Annotated in this window: 14 protein-coding genes; all 14 read left to right on the plus strand. The window is 69.5% G+C overall.

What is annotated here, in order from left to right; all coding sequences use genetic code 11:
• Positions 1-23: 23 nt before the first annotated feature.
• From H7J06_RS23000 to H7J06_RS23065, 14 genes are read left to right on the plus strand one after another with little or no spacing between them, the layout of a single operon-like run.
• Positions 24-1,013, plus strand: coding sequence for a GDP-mannose 4,6-dehydratase (locus H7J06_RS23000; protein ID WP_264041574.1), 990 nt, complete (start codon positions 24-26; stop codon positions 1,011-1,013).
• Entirely contained in the window at positions 1,010-2,461 is a 1,452-nt protein-coding gene (locus H7J06_RS23005; RefSeq protein ID WP_264041575.1) for a KamA family radical SAM protein, read from the plus strand. The genes H7J06_RS23000 and H7J06_RS23005 overlap by 4 nt, the downstream gene beginning before the upstream one ends.
• Positions 2,458-3,363 carry a hypothetical protein gene (locus H7J06_RS23010; protein ID WP_264041577.1) on the plus strand — a complete coding sequence of 302 codons (906 nt, stop codon included), beginning with the start codon at positions 2,458-2,460 and terminating at the stop codon, positions 3,361-3,363. The genes H7J06_RS23005 and H7J06_RS23010 overlap by 4 nt, the downstream gene beginning before the upstream one ends.
• Positions 3,348-4,499 (plus strand): GNAT family N-acetyltransferase, encoded by a 1,152-nt coding sequence (locus tag H7J06_RS23015; protein ID WP_264041579.1) that lies wholly within the window; start codon positions 3,348-3,350, stop codon positions 4,497-4,499. The genes H7J06_RS23010 and H7J06_RS23015 overlap by 16 nt, the downstream gene beginning before the upstream one ends.
• Positions 4,496-6,004: an amino acid adenylation domain-containing protein gene (locus tag H7J06_RS23020; protein ID WP_264041581.1), complete on the plus strand. Its 1,509-nt coding sequence runs from the start codon at positions 4,496-4,498 to the stop codon at positions 6,002-6,004. Before H7J06_RS23015 ends, H7J06_RS23020 begins: the two co-directional genes overlap by 4 nt.
• Positions 6,001-6,222, plus strand: coding sequence for an acyl carrier protein (locus tag H7J06_RS23025; protein ID WP_264041583.1), 222 nt, complete (start codon positions 6,001-6,003; stop codon positions 6,220-6,222). Before H7J06_RS23020 ends, H7J06_RS23025 begins: the two co-directional genes overlap by 4 nt.
• 8 nt (positions 6,223-6,230) lie before the next feature.
• Complete coding sequence (locus H7J06_RS23030) at positions 6,231-7,601, plus strand: flavin monoamine oxidase family protein (RefSeq protein WP_275079799.1); 1,371 nt, start codon at positions 6,231-6,233, stop codon at positions 7,599-7,601.
• On the plus strand, positions 7,598-9,016 hold the full coding sequence (locus tag H7J06_RS23035; RefSeq protein ID WP_264041585.1) for a hypothetical protein: 1,419 nt from the start codon (positions 7,598-7,600) through the stop codon (positions 9,014-9,016). The genes H7J06_RS23030 and H7J06_RS23035 overlap by 4 nt, the downstream gene beginning before the upstream one ends.
• A complete protein-coding gene (locus H7J06_RS23040; protein WP_264041586.1) occupies positions 9,013-10,380 on the plus strand; it encodes an O-antigen ligase family protein in 1,368 nt (455 codons plus the stop codon). The genes H7J06_RS23035 and H7J06_RS23040 overlap by 4 nt, the downstream gene beginning before the upstream one ends.
• On the plus strand, positions 10,377-11,531 hold the full coding sequence (locus tag H7J06_RS23045; protein ID WP_264041587.1) for a glycosyltransferase: 1,155 nt from the start codon (positions 10,377-10,379) through the stop codon (positions 11,529-11,531). The genes H7J06_RS23040 and H7J06_RS23045 overlap by 4 nt, the downstream gene beginning before the upstream one ends.
• The gene (locus H7J06_RS23050; protein ID WP_264041588.1) at positions 11,531-12,796 is read left to right on the plus strand and encodes a glycosyltransferase family 4 protein; all 1,266 of its coding nucleotides are present in this window, start codon (positions 11,531-11,533) and stop codon (positions 12,794-12,796) included. The genes H7J06_RS23045 and H7J06_RS23050 overlap by 1 nt, the downstream gene beginning before the upstream one ends.
• Complete coding sequence (locus H7J06_RS23055) at positions 12,793-15,018, plus strand: bi-domain-containing oxidoreductase (RefSeq protein WP_264041590.1); 2,226 nt, start codon at positions 12,793-12,795, stop codon at positions 15,016-15,018. Before H7J06_RS23050 ends, H7J06_RS23055 begins: the two co-directional genes overlap by 4 nt.
• Complete coding sequence (locus H7J06_RS23060) at positions 15,015-18,266, plus strand: heparinase II/III domain-containing protein (RefSeq protein WP_264041591.1); 3,252 nt, start codon at positions 15,015-15,017, stop codon at positions 18,264-18,266. Before H7J06_RS23055 ends, H7J06_RS23060 begins: the two co-directional genes overlap by 4 nt.
• Positions 18,263-19,600 carry a nucleotide sugar dehydrogenase gene (locus H7J06_RS23065; protein WP_264041592.1) on the plus strand — a complete coding sequence of 446 codons (1,338 nt, stop codon included), beginning with the start codon at positions 18,263-18,265 and terminating at the stop codon, positions 19,598-19,600. The genes H7J06_RS23060 and H7J06_RS23065 overlap by 4 nt, the downstream gene beginning before the upstream one ends.

Below are 19,600 nucleotides of genomic sequence, written 5' to 3' on the forward strand. Positions count from 1 at the left end.
AGTCCCGAACAGGAGCACGAAGCATGCGTACCCTAGTGACCGGCGCGGCCGGATTCATCGGTTCCACTCTGGTGGACCGTCTGTTGAGCGACGGCCACGACGTGGTCGGCGTAGACGACTTCAGTGGCGGCGGCGTGGTCGCCAATCTCGAGAACGCCCGTCAACACAACAGGATTGGCCGACCGCGGTTCACGCTCGTGAACGTGGACGTGGGTGCTCCCGAGCTCGCCGGGATCGTGGCCGGGTCCAACCCGGACGTGGTCTTTCACCTCGCCGCTCAGGTCGACCTGCGGGCGTCGGTGTCGAATCCGCTGTTCGACGCCCGAATCAACGTGCTGGGCACCGTCAACGTGCTCGAGGCCTGTCGACGGGCCGGGGTGCGGCGGCTGGTGTACGCCGCCTCGGGGGGCTCCCGGTACGGCGCGCCGACGCGACTTCCGGTCGACGAGACCGCCCACCCGAACCCCCTCTCGCCCTACGCGGCGGCGAAGGTGGCGGGGGAGATGTACGTGGGTGCCTACGCCGCGATGTACGGCATCGCGCCGATCTGCCTGGCCCTGTCCAATGTCTTTGGGCCGCGCCAGAATCCGCGTGGGGAGGCGGGCGTCATCACCGTCTTCGGCACCAAGATGATCAGCGGCCACGCCGTGACCGTGTACGGCGACGGCACCTCCACCCGTGACTACGTCTACGTCGACGACGTCGTCGACGCATTCGCCAGGGCCGGTCGGGCGCCGTTGACGACGGTCGGCACCTACAACGTCGGCACCGGAATGCAGACCACCGTCGCCGACGTGCACCGGCTGGTGGCCGAGGCGCTCGACGTGTCGTCGGTACCGCATTTCGCCGAGACCCGCACCGGCGAGTTGCACGCCATCGCCCTGGATGCGACCAAGGCGGCCCGAGAACTCGGTTGGACGCCCGCCGTGGATCTGGCCGAGGGAGTCCGCCGCACCATGCAGTGGCTGCGGGCGACCCTCGATCCGGAGCCGACCCGGCTGGTCGACGCATGACCGCGGTGGAGGGCGACGCCCCGCGGACGGGGTTCACCGCCGCCGCCGAGCAGCCGTACACCTACGTGCGACGGGAGTTGACCGAGCCCGACTGGCGGCGACACCCGGGCTGGGCCACGGTGACGGAAGCGCAATGGCGGGACGCCCAGTGGCAGCGCGCTCATTCGGTGAAGAACATCGCGCAGTTGCGCGCGGTGATGGGCGATCGGCTCGACGACGCCTTCTACGCCGACCTCGACGCCGATCAGCGGTCCAAGGCGACGATGTCGATGTTGCTGCCGCCGCAGATGCTGAACACGATGGCACCGCACGCTGCGCCTGGGCGACAGGACCTCACGGAGGCCTTCTACGCCGACCCGATCCGGCGCTACATGCTTCCGGTGCTCAGCGATCGGGACCCGGAGTGGTGCTCGCACCCGTATGCCGAGCGAGACTCGTTGCACGAGAGCGAGATGTGGGTGGAGGAGGGTCTCACCCACCGCTATCCGACCAAGGTCCTCGCGGAGTTGTTGTCGACCTGCCCGCAGTACTGCGGACACTGCACGCGAATGGATTTGGTCGGCAATTCCACGCCGACCGTCGGCAAGGCGCGACTGGCCATGCACCCGGTGGACCGTCAGGACCGGATGCTGGACTACCTTCGCGCCACCCCCACCGTGCGTGACGTCGTGGTGTCGGGCGGCGACGTCGCGAACGTGCCATGGCCCAGGCTCGAGGCCTTCCTCGGGCGGCTCCTCGAGATCGACACCGTGCGCGACATCCGTCTGGCGACGAAGGCGCTCGCGGGTCTTCCGCAGCACTGGTTGCAACCCGCGGTGCTCGAGGGCGTGCAGCGAGTGTCGGGCATCGCCGCCGCTCGAGGCGTCAACCTGGCACTACACACGCACGTCAACCACGTACAGTCCGTGACCCCGTTGGTCGCCGCGGCGGCGCGGGCCCTCCTGGACGCCGGACTGCGCGACGTCAGGAACCAGGGCGTCCTGATGCGCGGCGTGAACGCCACCGCCGACGACCTGCTCGACCTGTGTCTGGCGCTCCAGGGTGAAGCCAACATCCTTCCGTACTACTTCTACATGTGCGACATGATTCCCAACGCCGAACACTGGCGGACCTCGTTGTGGGACGCCCAGCAGCTGCAGTTGGCGATCATGGGCTATCTGCCCGGCTACGCGACGCCCAGAATCGTCTGCGACGTGCCCTACGTCGGCAAGAGGTGGGTTCATCAAGTGGCCCAATACGATCGAACGTTGGGGATCTCCTACTGGACCAAGAACTACCGTACCGGCCTCGATCAAGCGGAGGTCGACGGTTCGGGTCGCGTCTACCCGTTCTACGACCCGATCGACACCCTGCCGGCGGCGGGTCGATCGTGGTGGCGCCACCACGGCGACGACGACTGCCCGGTGGACGACGACCTCACCGATCGACCTCGAGCGGGCGTCCAATGATGGTTCCCGAGAGCGAACTCGGCGGTGCGGCCGTACGGGGTCGCCGCACGCGGAACCCGAGCGCGGACGTCGTGCCGATCACCGCCGACCACGTCGAGGCGGTTGCGGACTTCCTTCGCGACAACCTCAACGACCTGGTGCCGTGGCACCTCGCGTGTGCGTCGGCGCCGTGGGAGGCGACGTCGCCGAACCACGGATTCATGCTGCGCGACGACCACCGCGTCGTCGGTGCGTTGCTGGCGCTGTACTCCGAGCGCCTCGTCAACGGGCGACTGGAGCGGTTCTGCAACATGGGCTCCTGGTGCGTACTCCCCGAATATCGTTCGCGGAGCTTGTCGTTGCTCAAGGCGCTGCTGGCGCAGGACGGCTACCACTTCACGGTGCTCACGGCGGACGTCGGCCCCCAGGAGATCCTCGCCTGGTCCGGGTTTCGCTACCTCGACACGTCGGCGGCGCTGATCCCGAATCTCCCGTGGTTCGCCGGCCCGACCGGTACCAGGGTCAGCAGTGACCCGGACGTGATCGAGGGCGCGCTGGCCGGCCGCGCGCGCACGCTGTACCGCGACCACGCCACGGCGCTCGCGGCACGTCACCTCGTGCTGACCCGTGGCGGGCAGGCCTGCTACGTCATGTACCGGGAGTCGCGCTTCAAGGACAAGCCGGTGGCCCTTGTCTTGCACGTCAGCAATCGGGAGTTGTTCCACCGTGCCCTGCGGCCGCTGGCAAGTCACCTGCTGATCCGTCACCGCCTGGTGGCCACCCTCGCCGAGCTGGCGATCATCGAACGCAAACCGCCGCTGTCGTTTTCGATCACCAACTGGCCGAAGATGTACCGCAGCGACAGCTTGTCACCCGGCCAGGTCGACTACCTCTACAGCGAGCTCACATGCGTGCCGTGGTAGCCGGCGGGCGCCGGCCCGCACTCGGGGTCGGCGTGCCGGAGCGCGCCGTCGTCCACTTCACCGTCGAGCCCATCGGCGCACTCGACGAACTGGAGCGGGAATGGCGCAGGCTCGAACGGCACGTCTCACCGTCGTTCTTCGTGTCGTGGAACTGGATTGGCACCCTGCTGGAGATGATCCCGCCCAGGGACCGGCCGCTCCTGCTGAGGGGCGTGTCGGCGGGACGGACGGTCGCACTCGCGGTTCTCGGCGACGCGGTCGTGCGCCGGCGCGGCGTCATCCGCGCGCACCGCTGGGTGGTCAACGCCACCGGCGATCCGGCGTTCGACTGCATTCATCTGGAGCACAACGCATTGCTCGCCGACCCCCGGATCGGCTGGGACGGTCTGCTGGAGGCCTTCGCCGCGGCGAAGGACGTCGACGAACTCGGCCTCCCCGGGGTCGCGGCCGCCCCGGCTGCGCACCAGGTCGAGGATCGAGGGTTGCTTCGGATGGAGGCGCGCGAACCGTCGTTCGCGGTGGACCTCTCGACGCTGTCGCACAGTCGCGGTGACGTCGCGGCGATCCTCAGTCGCAACGCCCGTTCGCAGCTGCGGCGGGCCCGGCGCCGGCTCGACCCGGTGTGGGTCGAGGCGGCGACGAGCGAGGCCGAGGCACTCGACTTCTTCCGAATCATGAAGGGATTCCACGTGTCCTGGTGGCAGCGGCGTGGGGTGGCACACGCCTTCACCCACGAATTCTTCGAGCGGTTCCACGAGCGTCTGATCGAACGCGCCTTCGCCGACGGGTCCATCCAGCTGCTGCGGGTGCGCAGCGGTGACCGCACGATCGGAGTCCTCTACAACTTCGTTCTCGCCCAGCACGTGTACGCGTACCAGAGCGGATTCGTCCAGCCGGCGGCAGGTGAGCGTCCCGGCGTCGTCGCGCACGCCCTCGCCGTCGAGCGGGCGTGGCAACAGGGGGCCCGGGTCTACGACTTCATGGCTGGGGAGAACCGGCTCAAGGTCAGCTTCGCCAACTGCACCGACACGCTGTCGTGGACGGTGGTCCAGAAGCCGCGCCTTCGCTTCCGTGCCGAACACCGGGCCCTCGGCGTCGCGTGGCGACCGCGAACCGACGGGCGGTTCGGCTCGTGACCGTCGAGGACGTTCGGACGTCGCCCGTAGTCGACCCCGGCGTCGACCACGGGGACGTCATCGGTGACTTCACCACCGCGGCAACCGCATTCGCGGACCGCACCGCCGTCGAGTGTGACGGGTCGGCGATCAGCTATCGCGACCTCGAGAACGCGGTCCGAGGGTTGGCGGAGAGCCATCGTCCCCGCGGGGACGGTTCCCCCACGCTGATCGGCGGCCTGGTCGGCCATTCGCCCGGTGCGGTTCGGTTCCTGCTCGGAGTGCTGGCGGCCGGCGCGGTCTACTGCCCGGTCGACGCCGCGCTGCCCGTCGCCCGTCGGCAGGCCGTCGCCGACGTACTCGGCGTGGATCGCGTGCACCCGACGGAACCGGCACCGGTCCCACTCCCGACCGGGCCACGACGCGATCCGTCGAGTCGCCCGACGGACCCGGCGTACGTGCTGTGCACCTCCGGCTCCACCGGCGCGCCGAAGCCGGTGGTGGTGTCGCGGCGGGCGCTGACCGTCACGGTGCGCGCCCTTCGCCGGCTCTTCGAGCTCGTGCCCGAGGACCGAGTGCTCCAATTCGCGGCCCTGGCCTGGGACACCTCGCTGGAGGAAATGCTGCCGGCCCTCACCTGCGGCGCCGCGGTCGTCTTCGACGACCGGGCGCAAGCGGGAGCATTGCCGAACTTCGTCAGGATGCTGGCCGACCGCAGGGTGACCGTGGTGGACCTGCCGACGGCGTTCTGGCACGAGCTGGTGCTCTTCCTCCACGAGGAACGGATGGGGCTGCCCGACTGCTTGCGGCTGGTGGTGATCGGCGGCGAGCGGATCGACCCCACCCGGCTGCGGCAGTGGAGGGAGCTCGACGTCGCCGGCGTGCAGTTGCTCAACACCTACGGGTGCACGGAGACGACCATGGTGACGCACTCGGTCCTGCTGAGTGGCCCCGGCGCCGATGCGGCGCTCGACGGCGCACCTCTCGGGCGCCCGCTGCCCCACGTCCGCGATCACGTCACCGCCGATGGTGAACTGCTGGTGTCGGGCCCGGCGCTGGCCAGCGGGTACCTCGGATCGCCGGAGCTCACCGCGGACCGCTTTCCGGTCGCCGACCACGGCCACGGAACCACGCGCTGGTTTAGGACCGGCGACCTGGTCGGCCGTGCCGACGACGGTCTGCTGTACGGCCGCGGTCGCGCCGACGACGAGGTGAAAGTCCTTGGCGTCCGGATACATCCAGCCGAGGTCGAAACTCAGCTGCTGTCTCATCCCGCCGTCGCCGGGGCCGTGGTCGTCGGCGAACGGCGTCTCGGGCGCACGACGCTGGCAGCCTTCGTCGTGCTCGGCGGGAGTGCCACCGCCGCCGAACTCAAGCGCCACCTACGCGAACGGCTGCCGAGCCAGGTCGTTCCCACGCGCTTCGAATTCATTGCCCGCCTCGTCCTTACGGCGAGCGGAAAAGTCGACCGCACGGCAACGGTGAACGCCGCCGCGGACCACAACAACGAAGGAGCGAACACATGAGCCCCGATGACGTCGTCGAGATCTTCCGCAGGGTCCTCGACACCACCGAGGTCGACTCGACCTCGGACTTCTTCGAACTCGGCGGTGACTCACTGCTGGCAACGAGGGTGCTCAGCGCGGTCGCCCGTGACTTCGGGGTGGAGCTCTCCTACGACGACTTCGCCGACGACCCCACGCCGAGCGGCTTGTTCGCCAGAGTCGCCACCACGGTCTCGTGACGGCGGACATGCGCGTCGTCGTCGTCGGAGCAGGCCTGGCGGGGCTGACCGCCGCCGTCGACCTGGCCGCGGCGGGTGCGGACGTCACGGTGCTGGAGGCACGCGGTCGGCTGGGCGGCCGGATGCACGGCGTCCCGGTCTCCGAAACCGTCGTCGCCGACGGAGGCGCGGCCTATCTCGGCGTGCAGCACACCGAGCTGCTCGCCATGCTCGACGAGCACCGACTGGACCTCGCCTCCACCGACATGGTGGGGGACAGCACCTTTCTGGTGACGGAGCGGCGCTCGACGACCGCCAGCCGGGTGCCGCCCCTGGATGCCGTCGCGCTCGGGGGCCTGTTCGACCATCTCGAGGACCTGGTGGGCGACGTACGGCCGGACGCCCCGTGGCAGAGCCCACGGGCCGAGCACCTCGACCGACTGACCGCGGCGCAGTGGCTGGTCGACGAGATCGGGCACGACGACGCGCGCACCTTCTTCCCGCTGTTCGTCGGGGAGATGATGGCGGCGGCTCCGGCCGCGATCTCCGCGCTTCACATGGCCTTCTATCTGCGCTCCGGCGGTGGGATCCGGTACCTCAACGCCTTTCGGGGCGGAGCTCAGCAGTGGCGCGTCGACGGCGGTGCACACCTGCTGTGCGAGGCACTGGGGCGCCGGCTCGGCGACCGAATCAGGTTGAGCCACGCCGTGTCGGCGGTCGACCAGGACGGCGACGACGTCGTGGTGCACGGTACCTCCGTCGGCGACCAAGCCTTCGAATGTCGGGCCGACAGGGTCGTCATGGCGATACCTCCGCTCCTGGCGCAGCAGATCCACTTTCGCCCTGGGCTTCCCGCGCCCCGGGCGACGGCGGCCACCGGTCGAGGCTGTGCGGTCAAGGTTCATCTGAGCTACCCGACGCCGATGTGGCGTGCCCAGGGACTGTCGGGCTGGTCGGTGAGTACCAGCGGTCCGCTGCTGTCCACGGTCGACGACTCCCCGCCCGACGAATCCGTCGGCGTTCTGACCGGATTCGTCACCGGCAGGGCGGCAACGGCCTTCGGTGCCCTGTCGGCGGCCGAACAGCGAGGCACCGTGCTGGCCCACGCCCGCCGGCTGTTTCCGGCGTTGCCACCGCCGACGCGATGCACGGTGACCGACTGGCCGTCCGAGACGTACAGCAAGGGGTGCTACGCCGCGCTGTTCGGCCCGGGGGACTGGTTGGCCCTTGGTCCGACGCTCACCACCCCGCACGGCCGCGTCCACTGGGCCGGCACCGAAACCAGCCTGGAGTACTTCGGACTGATGGAGGGCGCCATCAGGTCGGCGCGCCGCGTCGCCGGGGAACTTATCCACGGCGCCGAGCCGAAGATCACTGCCAGAAGGAGTGTGCTGCTGTGACTTTCGAGACGAGCCTGAGACGACGCGTCGAGCAGGTCAGGCGCCGGTGGTGGGTGGTCCTGGTGATCGCCGGACTCGCGGCGGTGAGCGCGCTGCCCCTGCTGAATGTCACGCCCACGTACGCGGCGACGTCGACGCTCGTGCTGTCCTCTCCGAACCGCAATCCGCTCGAGGACGCGACGATGATCACCGGATACTCCACCCTGTTCAACGATCCCGCGACGGTCGGCCGGCTGAGGACCACGTTCGACGTCCCACCGGACGTCACCTTCGAGGCCCGGATGGTGGGGGCCAGTCCGATCCTGACCATCGAGGCGATCGCCAAGGATCCGAAGGTCGCCCAAGAAGCCGCGCTGAGGATGGCCGAGGCGTTCACCCAGGACATCAACTCGGTGCGACAACGACGCAACGACAACGCAATTCGAGACACTCAGCGTCAACTCGACGCGCTGATGGCCCAGCCCGGTCCCTCCGGCGTGCTGAACCCACTGGCGCCCGTACTGCAACAGCGCCTGGACGTGCTCCGGGCCGATTCGACGGACCAGATGCAGGAACTTCAGCCGCGGGGCGGCGTCACCGAGATCGCGTCCAAGGCCAAGATCGAGCTCCTGATGCGGGTCGGGGGCGGCGTCCTGCTCGGTGTCCTCGCCGCACTCGCCTTGGCGGCCGTGTCCACGAGGCTGGAGAACTCGGGTGACCTCCGTGACAAGACGGGCGTCGACGCGCTGGCCGACCTTCCCGCCGGTGACACGCTGGAGGAGAGCCGGGTGCGGGAGACTCGGCTACACGGCCTCGTCAACGTCGTCAGCCTCCAGGACCTGCCGAAGGCGACGGTGGTCGCCGTGACCGACGCGCGAGGCGCAGGCGGCGCCCGGGAACTCGCCGAAGCTCTCGCGACCCTGTCGGCACGCCAGGGATCTCGAACGGTCCTCGTCTACGCCGACGACGAGGCGTCACCCGCCATCGAGGACATCGGATTCAACGACGCACTGGTCGATCCCGGGGTGGTCGGCAGCGCGTTGAGGGATGGTCCGGTCGAATCGCTGCGGATCATGCCCGTCGGATCCGGAGTCGACGACCGGTGTTCGCGGGTCAGCCGCGACCGGGTGACGGCGGTCGTCGACGAGCTCAGGACGGACGCCGACACGATCGTCGTCTCGGTGCCTCCGATCACCGAATCCGTCGACGCACAGCCCATCTGTGCAGCCGCCGACCGCACCATCCTGGTGGTCGACAAGCGATGGTCGAGGGCCTCGGGAGTCACCGCGGCAGTGGATGCCCTCGCCGGCGTCCGCGCGGTTCTCCTCGGCGCGGTCCTGGTGGGCGGCAGTCGACGGGGGCGGCTCGGGAAGCTGCGGCGCGTCGACCTGGACGCGCGGCCCGAGTTCGAGTCGACCACCGGCGGTCCCGGATGAGCGCAGTCGACCTGCGTCCCGCCGCCACCACCACCCCGGTTGGCGACGACCGGGACTCCGCACCACCCACCGTCGTCGTCGTGGCCACCGTTGCGTTGCTCGTCGCGATGTTCCTGCGGATACCGGTCAAGGCTCTGGTCAGCCTGCCCGTCGAGCTGTTCCTGATCGCCTTCGTGGCGTTGGGGATCGCGCTGGTGCTGTGGCTGGATTGCACGCGCGACCGGTTGCGCGGCATCGGGGTGATCGGTTGGGCGATGACCGCGTACGTCGCGTGGAACGTCTACTCGATGCTGGCTCCGCACCGATACCCCGCCACCGACGTGCTTCTCGGCGCGGAACTCTCGATACCGCGGCTCATCGTGATCGGCGTCATGATCCCGTTCTCGGCGTACGTGGTGGGTCGCTACGCCTTCGATCGCGTCTCGGCGGTGCGGGCACTGTTGTGGACGGTGTTGGCGTTGACCGCGTACTCGGCGGCGGTGAGCATCATGCCGTTCACCGGGCTCGCCGACTGGGTGTGGCCGCGGTACGTGGTCGTGGTCGAGCGGCCGGGCTGGGCGGGGCGGGCAGTGGGCATCTTCAACCAGCCGGTCATCAACGGAATGGTCCTGGCACTGGGGTTTGCGACCGCGATGCTGGTACTCACCCGGCGCAGCGAACCGCGGTGGCAGCGGGTCCTGGCCCTGGTGATCGGTGTCGCGGCCGGCGTCGGACTCTACGAGACCCGCACCCGCGCAGCCTGGTTGGGTGGACTCGCCGTGCTGGTCATCGGTGCGCTTCTGGCCAAGGGATCCCGCCACTGGTACGTCACGGTGCTGGGGGCGCTGACCGCGTTCGTCGCGGTCAACTGGTCGACGTTCACCAGCGCCGATCGGGAGGCCGGCGGCGTGGGTTCCCAGGCAGAGGTCGAATCCCGGCTCAACGACATCCAGACCGCTCTGTGGGCATTCGTGCGAAAACCACTGGAGGGATGGGGGATCGGTCGGTTTCAGGCGGTCAACTCCTATCACCACCAGCAGTGGACGCCGGACACCGTGTGGAGTGCCGGTCTGGGAGAGGTGTCGCACGAGAACGAACTGGCGATCCTGGCCGAGCTGGGCGTGATCGGGCTGATCGCCTACCTCGGGGTGCTCGCACTCGTCGCACGTCGGTTGTGGCGTGCGTACGGGGAGCTCCCGGACCACGACGTGTGCGGCAAGCCCCTGGTGATCCTGTCCGCCATGGCGCTCGCCATCATGGTCCTTGCCGGAATGACCGTGGACCTGCGGTACTTCGACTTCTCCACGACCATCATCTTCCTCATCGTCGGCGTCACCGTCGGATGGGCCGACCGTGCGGTGTCGAGCCATCGGGAGCGTCGATGAGTGCGCGACCGATCCGGCTCCTGTTCGTCGTCCCCGATCTGATGGTCGGAGGTGCGGAGCGTCACGTCACCACGCTCCTGCCACGCCTGGATCCGCAGCGGTTCACGCCGTCGGTGGTCTGCATCGGTGACGAGGGTGGTCTGTTCGCCGACCTCGTGGCTGCCGGTGTGCCGGCCCGGGCCCTCCATCTGGGCGGCAAACTGCAGGCCGGGCGGGCCGTGGCCGCACTCACCGCGATCATGCGCGACGGGCGACCGGACGTCGTCGTCGTGCGCGGCTACAACGCCGAGACCCTCGGCCGGATCGCCGCGCGTGTCGCAGGCGTCGCACACACGGTGATGTGGGTGCACAACATCGGCGACGCAACGCCTCGAAGCACCCTGCGCCGCAACGTCGACCGCGCCCTGACGCGCTGGACGAGCGCGTACTTCGGCGTCGCCGAGGCGCAGCGTCGATATCTCGTGGACGATCTCGGGTACCCCGACGACCGGATCCGCATCATCCACAACGGGGTGGATCCGGCGGCGTTCGATCCCACCACCGACGCGTCACCGCTGGGCGAGTTCGGTTGGACAGCAGGCGATCCGGTGGTGGCCATCGTCGCCGAGCTGAGCCCGATCAAGGACCACGCCACGTTCCTGCGGGCAGCTCGCATCGTCGTCGACGACATGCCGTCGGCGAGGTTCCTCGTGATCGGGGACGGGGCCTGCCGCACCGAGCTCGAGGGGTTGTGTGCCGAGCTCGGGCTCGGGTCCAACGTGCACTTCACCGGGGTGCGTCGCGACGTCGGCCGACTGCTGCGCGCGGTCGACGTCTTCGCGCTGAGTTCGGTGACGGTGGAATGCTTCTCGATCGCGTTGCTCGAGGCGATGGCGTGTGCCAGGCCGGCGGTGTGTACCGCCGTGGGCGGAATCCCCGAGATGATCGAGGACGGCCGGACCGGCTACCTGGTGCCGCCCAGCAGCCCGCACCAGCTCGCCGCCAGGATCGCGACCCTCTTGTCGCGTCCCGAGGCCGCACGACGCATGGGTCTGGCGGGGCGCCGTCGCGTGGTCGCCGAATTCAGTCTGGACCGCAGCGTGGACCTGGCTCAGCGGGCCCTCGAGGACGTGGTCGCCGACCACGCCCTACTCAGTGATCGGAGTCGATGATGACGCGCCACATACTGATTCTCGTCGAGAACCTCTCGGTCCCGTTCGACCGGCGCGTGTGGCAGGAGAGCCGTGCACTGGTCGGTGCGGGATTCAAGGTCACGGTGATCTGCCCGACCGGTGACGGCCAAGACCGGGAGCGGGACGTGGTGGTCGACGGCGTGCGAATCCTGCGCTATCCGCTGCACGCGGCAACCGGTGGCCCGATCGGCTACGTCAGGGAGTACGGGCTCGCGCTCATTCACACGCTGCGCCTGGCGATCCGAGTTCGCCGCGAGGAGCGCGTCGACGTCGTGCACGCCTGCAATCCGCCGGACCTGCTGTTCCTGATCGCGCTGGCACTGCGTCCGTTCGGGGCGAAGTTCGTCTTCGACCACCACGACCTCGGGCCCGAGATGTTCCTGTCCCGATTCCCCGACGGTGGCCGAATCCTCTACTGGCTGACCAGAGTCGTCGAGCGGGTGACCTTTGCCTGCGCCGACGCGGTCATCTCGACGAACGAGAGCTATCGACGCATCGCCGTCGAGCGCGGCAAGGTAGACCCCGACGACGTGGTGGTGGTGCGGACCGCACCCGATCTCAGCCGGTTCGTCCGGCAGGCCCCGGACGAGAGTCTCAAGCGCGGCAAGCCGTACCTGCTGGCCTACCTCGGCGTCATGGGTCCGTCGGACGGCGTGGACTACGCTGTGCGTTCCCTTCATCTACTGCGTGACCAGCTCGGCTGCAACGACTTTCACTGCATCATGATGGGTGCGGGCGACACGTTCGACCAACAGGTGGCGCTCAGCGAGGAACTCGGCCTCTCCGACGTCGTCGAATTCCCTGGCCGGGTGTCCGACGAATTCGTGCAGCGCTGCCTCTCCACGGCCGACGTCTGCCTGGCGCCCGACCCACGCAATCCGCTCAACGACGTGTCCACCATGAACAAGGTCGTCGAGTACATGGCCATGGGACGTCCCATCGTCTCCTTCGACCTGGTCGAATCCCGCGTATCGGCCGGCGACGCCGCGGTATACGTCCCGGCCAACGACGAGCTGGCCTTCGCCACGGCGGTCGACCACCTCCTGCGTACCCCGGGTAAGCGCCGGGTGATGGGTGCTTCCGGCTACCGCCGGGTTGCCCACGACCTGTCGTGGGACACCTCGCGCAGCACCCTCATCCGGTTCTACGAACGTCTGCTTGGGACGACCACCCCGGCAGTGGAAGACGAGCCGTTGGCATCAGTCGTCGTCATCGACGGCGCACGACGTTGGGAGGCGATGTGAAGCAGGCAATTCAGAACCTGAAGTCCGGTGAGGTGTCGGTGAGCGAGGTCCCGCCGCCGCGGCTGCACCGCGGCGGGGCGCTCGTCGCGACCCTGTCGTCGCTCATCAGTGCGGGCACCGAGCGCAGCAAGATCGAGATGGGTGAGAAGAGCATGCTCGGCAAGGCTCGGGCGCGGCCGGAGCTCGTGCAGCAGGTACTGGTCAAGGCCCGCCAGGACGGCATGCGGGAGACCTACCGGACCGTGATGCAGCGGCTCGAGGCGCCGAACCCGTTGGGCTACAGCGCCGCCGGACGCGTCCTCGCGGTCGCACCCGACGTGCCGGGGGTCGAGGTCGGCGATCTCGTCGCCTGCTCCGGGGCGGGTTACGCGAACCACGCCGAGGTCAACTTCATCCCCAAGCACCTGCTGGCCAGGGTGCCCGACGGCGTGACCGCCGATCAGGCCGCCTACGGCACGGTGGGCTGCATCGCGATGCACGGCGTCCGGCAGGCCGAGCTGGGCCTCGGCGACCGCGTGCTGGTGGTCGGGCTGGGTCTGGTAGGTCTGGTCACCGCTCAGCTGGCCAGGGTGGCCGGGGCCAGGGTGTTCGGCACGGATCTCGACCCGGTGGCGTGTTCGCTGGCCGAACGGCTGGGCGTCGAGCGTGCCGTGCCGAGGGGCTCGTCCATCGAGGCCGTCGTCGACGCCGTCACCGACGGGGTCGGGGTCGACGCCGTGCTGATCTGTGCCGCCGCTTCCTCCAACGATCCGATCGAGCTGGCGGCCCAGCTCGCGCGCGACCGGGCCAGGGTGGTGCTCGTGGGCCACGTCGGACTGAATCTTCCCCGAGAACCGTTCTACGACAAGGAGATCGACCTTCGATATTCGCGGTCGTACGGACCGGGTCGCTACGACCCCGCCTACGAGGAGCACGGACACGACTATCCGATCGGGTACGTCCGGTGGACCGAGCAGCGCAACCTCGGTGAGTTTCTGCGCCTGGTCCGCGACGGTCGGGTGGACGTGGCAGGCCTGACCACGCACCACTTCCCGGTCGACCATGCGGCCGACGCCTACGCACTCATCTCGGGCAAGTCCCCGGACGAGACCCGCCCGGTGGGCGTTCTGCTGCACTACCCGAACAGCGAGGCCGCCGCCGAGCGCCGCCGCGTCGAGCTCGACCCGCACCGCCGTCCGTCGGTCGAACGCGTGAGCCTCGGCATGGTGGGTGCCGGGAACTTCGCCACCCGGGTCTTGCTGCCGGCCTTGATGGCCACCGACAAGGTCGAACCCGTCGGCATCACGACCTCCAGTGGCGCCACGGCGCGTCGAGTGGCCGAGACGTATGGCTTCGCCCACGCGACCAGTGACGCCGAGGCGTTGATCACCGATCCGACCGTCGACGCGATCGTCATCGCCACGCGTCACGACTCGCACGCCGGGCTGACCGCCCAGGCGCTGCGCGCCGGGAAGGCGACCTTCTGCGAGAAGCCCCTTGCCACCACCTGGGCGGGCCTCGAGGACGTCGCGTCGGCTTGGGTGGAGACCGGGGCGCCCCTGCTCGTGGGCTTCAATCGGCGGTTCTCGCCACTGACGGCCAAGCTGCGGGCCGCGTTGCCGCCCGGCGTGCCACGCGTGGTGATCGCCCGTTGCAACGCGGGGCAAATGCCGCCCGACCACTGGATGCGCGATCCCATCTCCGGCGGCGGCCGCATCATCGGCGAACTGTGCCACTTCCTGGACCTCTCGTGTTCCCTGGTCGAGGGCCGCCCGGTGCGCGTCTCGGCCGAGGCCATCGCCTCGCCCGATCCCGCCGAGCTGGCCGACACCGTCGTCGTGCAGGTCACGTTCTCCTGCGGTTCCGTCGCGAGCCTGCAGTACCTCGGCAACGGCGACCCGAGCATCCCCAAGGAGCGGATCGAGGTCTACTGCGGTGGAACCGTCGGGATCGTCGACGACTTCTTCGGCCTGGAGATCGGGCAGGGCGGCAAGCGGAAGCGCACGCGCGGCCGCCGTCAGGAGAAGGGCCATCGCGAGGAGATGGACCTGTTCGCCGACCTGGCCGCCGGCGGTCGGGAGGCGCAGGCCGTGGCCGAGGCTGCGTTCTGGTCGAGCGCGCTGACGCTGCAGGTCCCGATGGCGCTCGCCCAGGGCCGGGCGGTCGTCGTCGACCTGCCGGAAGCGCTCGGCGGCCGCGGCGCCGGCGCCGGCATGGCCGGCGAGCAGGAGAGGCCGGAGTGACCGCGAGTCGGCCCGTCACGGTCGCTCTCGTCGGACCGTTTCCGCCACCCTTTGGCGGGATGGGCGTGTACTTCTCGTCGATCGAAGCAGGTCTGCGGCAGGCGGGGCTGGAGCCGCTCCGGGTGCCGGTCCCGTACGCCGCCGTCGGCGGGTGGAGACGGCACCTGGGCCGGGTGGTCGTCTTCGTCCGCGCGGCGATCGCCCTGGTGCGCGCCAGACCCGACGTGGTCCACTGCGTCACGGGGAGCCAGCCCAACCTGATCGGCAACGTCCTGCCCCTGGTTGCCGCCCAGGTGGTGCGTCGTCCGAGCATCCTGTCCATCGCGGGCGGCGAGTTCCCCGCCGCCGTCGCGAGCTACCGGGGTGCCCGACGGTGGCTCGTCCGCTTCATCCTGACCCGGCCGCAGCTGTTGGTGGCGTGTACCGACGAGATCGCCACGGCGCTGCGGAACGTCGGGGTGCGTGAGTCCCGCATCACCACGGTGTCGAATGCGTTGCCCGTGCGGCTCGACCCCCGCGCCGAGCAGGTGCTGCCCGCCGCAGTCGGGGACTTCGCCGACCGGCATGCGCCGCTCGTCGCGTCGATCAGCGGGTGGTACGACTACTACGGCAGCCAGGATCTGGTGAAAGCCGTTCGGCAGCTTCGCGTCTCGCATCCCCGTCTGGGTCTGGTGTTGATGGTCAAGGGCGGTGGGGACGCCGACTTCCGCGCCGAGTTGCTAGACGTCCTCGCCGACGACGACCTGCGCGACGCGGTCCTGGTCCGCGAGGACGAGCGTGCCGTCTTTCCCATCCTGCGCCGGGCGGACGCCTTCGTCCGTACCCCTCACCACGAGGGGGACGCCATCTCCGTTCGCGAGGCTCTTGCCGTCGGTACGCCCGTCGTGGCGAGCGACGTCGGCTTTCGCCCCGGCGGAGTCGTCCGCTACCGCCCCGCCGACTCGGTGGACCTCGCCGCCCGGCTGCGCGACACTCTCGCCGGTGAGGCAGTCGGTGGCGGCGTCGACCCTGGCGAGGGCGAGCAGAACCTCGACCTTCTCCTCGCCACCTACCGGCACCTCGCCGCGCGTACGGATGAGTCACGCCGGTCGCGCCTCGCGTGGTATGCCGGTCGCGCCGCACGGATGTCACCCCGCGAAATGGTTTGGCGCGCAGCGAGAGTGGCGGACACGCTGACTGGGCGGGACGGCCTCCGCGAGCGTTCCGACGCGAGGATCTTGACCGGTCCGGTCGACTGGGACGCATTGCTGACGCGTTTCCGCGAGGCCGATTCGCGGCCGGTGCTGCTCGACCGGGACCGGGCGCGGCAGATGGCGGTGCGACGACCGGCCGAGGTCGGCCGACTGATCGCCGAGGCCGACCGAATCCTGGCCGGCGAACACACCTACCTGGGATACCCGAGCGCGAACGTGGGCCCGGTCGTCGACTGGAACGTCGACCCGCTCAGCGGCTACCGCTGGCCGACGACGGCCGCCAGCAGGCTCGACCACCGGGTGGCCAGCAGCGATCCGAAGTGGATCTGGGAGCTCAACCGCCTCCAACACCTGCCGATCCTGGCGCAGGCCTGGCTCGTCACCGATGACGATCGTTACGCGCAGCGGGCATTCGACCATCTCGACTCGTGGCTGGACCAGAATCCCGTCGGTACCGGGATGGCGTGGCGGGGAGCGTTCGAGGCGGGCATCCGCGCCATCTCGGTGGCCGTCGCCCTGCAGGGCTTGCGGACCTCACCTGAGATGACCGCGCAGCGGTACCGGCGGGTGGTCCGGATGCTGGACGCGAGTGCCCGCCACTGCTGGCACGGTCGCTCCCGCTTTAGCTCGGCCAACAACCACCTCATCGGAGAGCTGGCGGGCTTGGTCACCGTGCACCTCTTCTTCCCCGAACTCGCCTCGCCGGCAAGGGTTTACCAGCGGGCGCTCGACGCGCTCGCCGACGAGGCCGGGCGGCAGATCCTTGCCGACGGTGCGGGTGCCGAGCAGTCGGTGTCCTATCAGGTCTTCACCGCCGAGCTGTTCTCGTGGGTCGTCGGGCTGCTGCGCCTTGGCAACCGTCGGCCGCCGCCCGAACTCGTCGCGGCGCTGGACCGAAGCGCGCGATACCTGGCTTCGCTGGTGGGATCGGAGGACCCCGACCCCCGGTACGGCGACGACGACGACGGCTTCGCGGTCCGCTTGGGCGCCGAGCCGAAGCGCACCGTGCGCCAGCACCTCGGCATCGTGGCGGCGACGACGGCCCACGACACCGCCGGCAGGCACGGCGAGATGACGCTGACTGCAGCGTGGTTCGCGACCGCGCTGGGTACGCCGGTCCACCAGATCGGCGCGGGCGTCGGCCAGGGCGAGTCCGCCGCAAGTGCGTACGCGCCGGATGGCGGCCTGGTGGTCCTGCGCCCGGGGCCGCACCGGCTGACCATGGACGTCGGACCGCTGGGGCACGGGTCGACCGCCGCGCACGGGCACGCCGACGCGCTCGCGGTGACCCTCAGCGCCGGGGGCCACGAGCTCGTCGTCGACCCCGGAACCGGCAGCTACTACGCCAATCCGCAGTGGCGAGTCGCCCACCGTGGCACCGCTGCTCACGCCACGGTCTGCGTCGACGGTCTCGACCAGTCCGAGATCGGCGGCCCCTTCTACTGGAAGCGGCAGGCGAGTACCACCGTGCACTCGGTCGACCTGACGCGCGGCATCGTCGACGCCGAACACGACGGATACCGCAGGCTCGGCGATCCGGTGACGCACCGGCGCTGGCTGATCGCCCCTCCCGGCGACCCGACCATCGTCGTCGTCGACCTCCTCGACGGCTCGTCGGTGCACGACGTCTCGGTGTCCTGGCCCCTGCACCCCGAGCTGGACTGGATTCCCACCGCCGACGGGCACCTCGTCGACCGGGGCGACGGGCCGGTGCTTCAGTTGTGTTACGCCGCAACGACCTCCGTCGTGTTCGGCCAGATCCGCGCCGATGCCGACTCCGGGCTGGGGTGGTGGTCGGATCGTCTGGAGGCCAGGACGCCGACCTGGTTGCTGACGGCCTCGACCCGCAGTGCCCTCCCGCTCGCGATGCTCTCGCTGTTGCGCACCGCCGACGCCGGGGCGGTGACGAGGCCCGAGATCGTCCGGGCCGGGGACCGCCTGGAAATCAGCTGGTGGGAGCACGACGTCCGACGTGACCTGACGATCGACGTCACGACCCCTGGCGCGGTGACGATTTCGCCTCCGTCGACGATGAGATTGGTGAGTGAACGATGAATCAGCACCTTCGGGAATCGGTAAGCCTCTTCGGCCTTGGCTACGTCGGCTGCGTGAGCGCCGCATGTCTGGCTTCGCGGGGTCACCGCGTCGTCGGCGTCGACGTGAGCGCCGAAAAGGTCGAGTCGCTCCGGCAGGGCCGGTCGCCCGTCGTCGAGGACGAGATCGGCGAACTCACGGCAGACGTCGTCGCCGCGGGCAGCCTCGTGGTCACCGGCGACGCCCACCTGGCGGTCCTGACCACCGACGTCTCCCTGGTCTGCGTCGGCACCCCGTCGACCGCGGGCGGGGGCCTGTCGACCAGATACCTCGAGGAGGTGACCGCCGAAATCGGTGCGGCGCTTCGTGACAAGGACTCGTGGCACGTCGTCGTGTTTCGCAGCACGATGGTGCCCGGAACCTGCGAGGAATTGCTCATACCCCTGCTGGAACGGACATCGGGACGACGCGCCGGAGTCGACTTCGGCGTGTGCGTCAACCCCGAGTTCCTCCGTGAGGGCACCAGCGTCCGGGACTTCCTGGACCCGCCGAAGACCGTCGTGGGCGGCACCGACCCCCGCGCCCGGGACACCGTCCTGCGGCTGTACGACGGCTTGCCCGGCCCGCGCTTCGACGTGCCGATCCGCGTTGCAGAGATGACGAAGTACGTCGACAACGGCTTCCACGCGCTCAAGATCGGGTTCGCCAACGAAGTCGGTGCGCTGTGCGCCGCCCTGAAGCTGGACTCGCATGCCGTGATGGACGTCTTCGTCGCGGACACCAAGCTGAACATCAGCCGGGCCTACCTTCGGCCGGGGTTCGCCTTCGGCGGGTCGTGCCTGCCCAAGGACCTTCGAGCACTGACCCACACCGCGCGGCGCAACGACGTGGACCTGCCGCTGCTGTCGAACGTGCTGGTCTCCAACGAGGTTCATCTGCGCCGCGCGCTCGACCTGGTGATCGCCGACGGGCGGCGCAAGGTCGGAATCCTCGGTCTCTCCTTCAAGGCGGGCACCGACGACCTGCGGGAGAGCCCGTTGGTGGAGCTCGCCGAGCGTCTGATCGGAAAGGGCTTCGACGTCAAGATCCACGACGCCAACGTCGTACTGTCCCGCCTGATCGGCGCCAACCGCACCTACATCGCCGAGCGACTGCCCCACATCGGCGAGGTCCTGACCGACGACGTCGACGCCGTGATCGAGCACGCCGACGTGCTGATCGTCGGCTCGGCTTCCGCCCAGGTCGTCGACGCGGTGGCACGACTCGGAACGCAGCGCCTGATCATCGATCTGGTGCGCCTGCCCAACGCCGTGGAGTTGCGCGAGACGCCGAACTACCAGGGCATCGGTTGGTAG

The sequence above is a fragment of the Mycolicibacterium hodleri genome (genome assembly GCF_025822245.1).
In the GTDB taxonomy this organism is placed as follows: domain Bacteria; phylum Actinomycetota; class Actinomycetes; order Mycobacteriales; family Mycobacteriaceae; genus Mycobacterium; species Mycobacterium hodleri.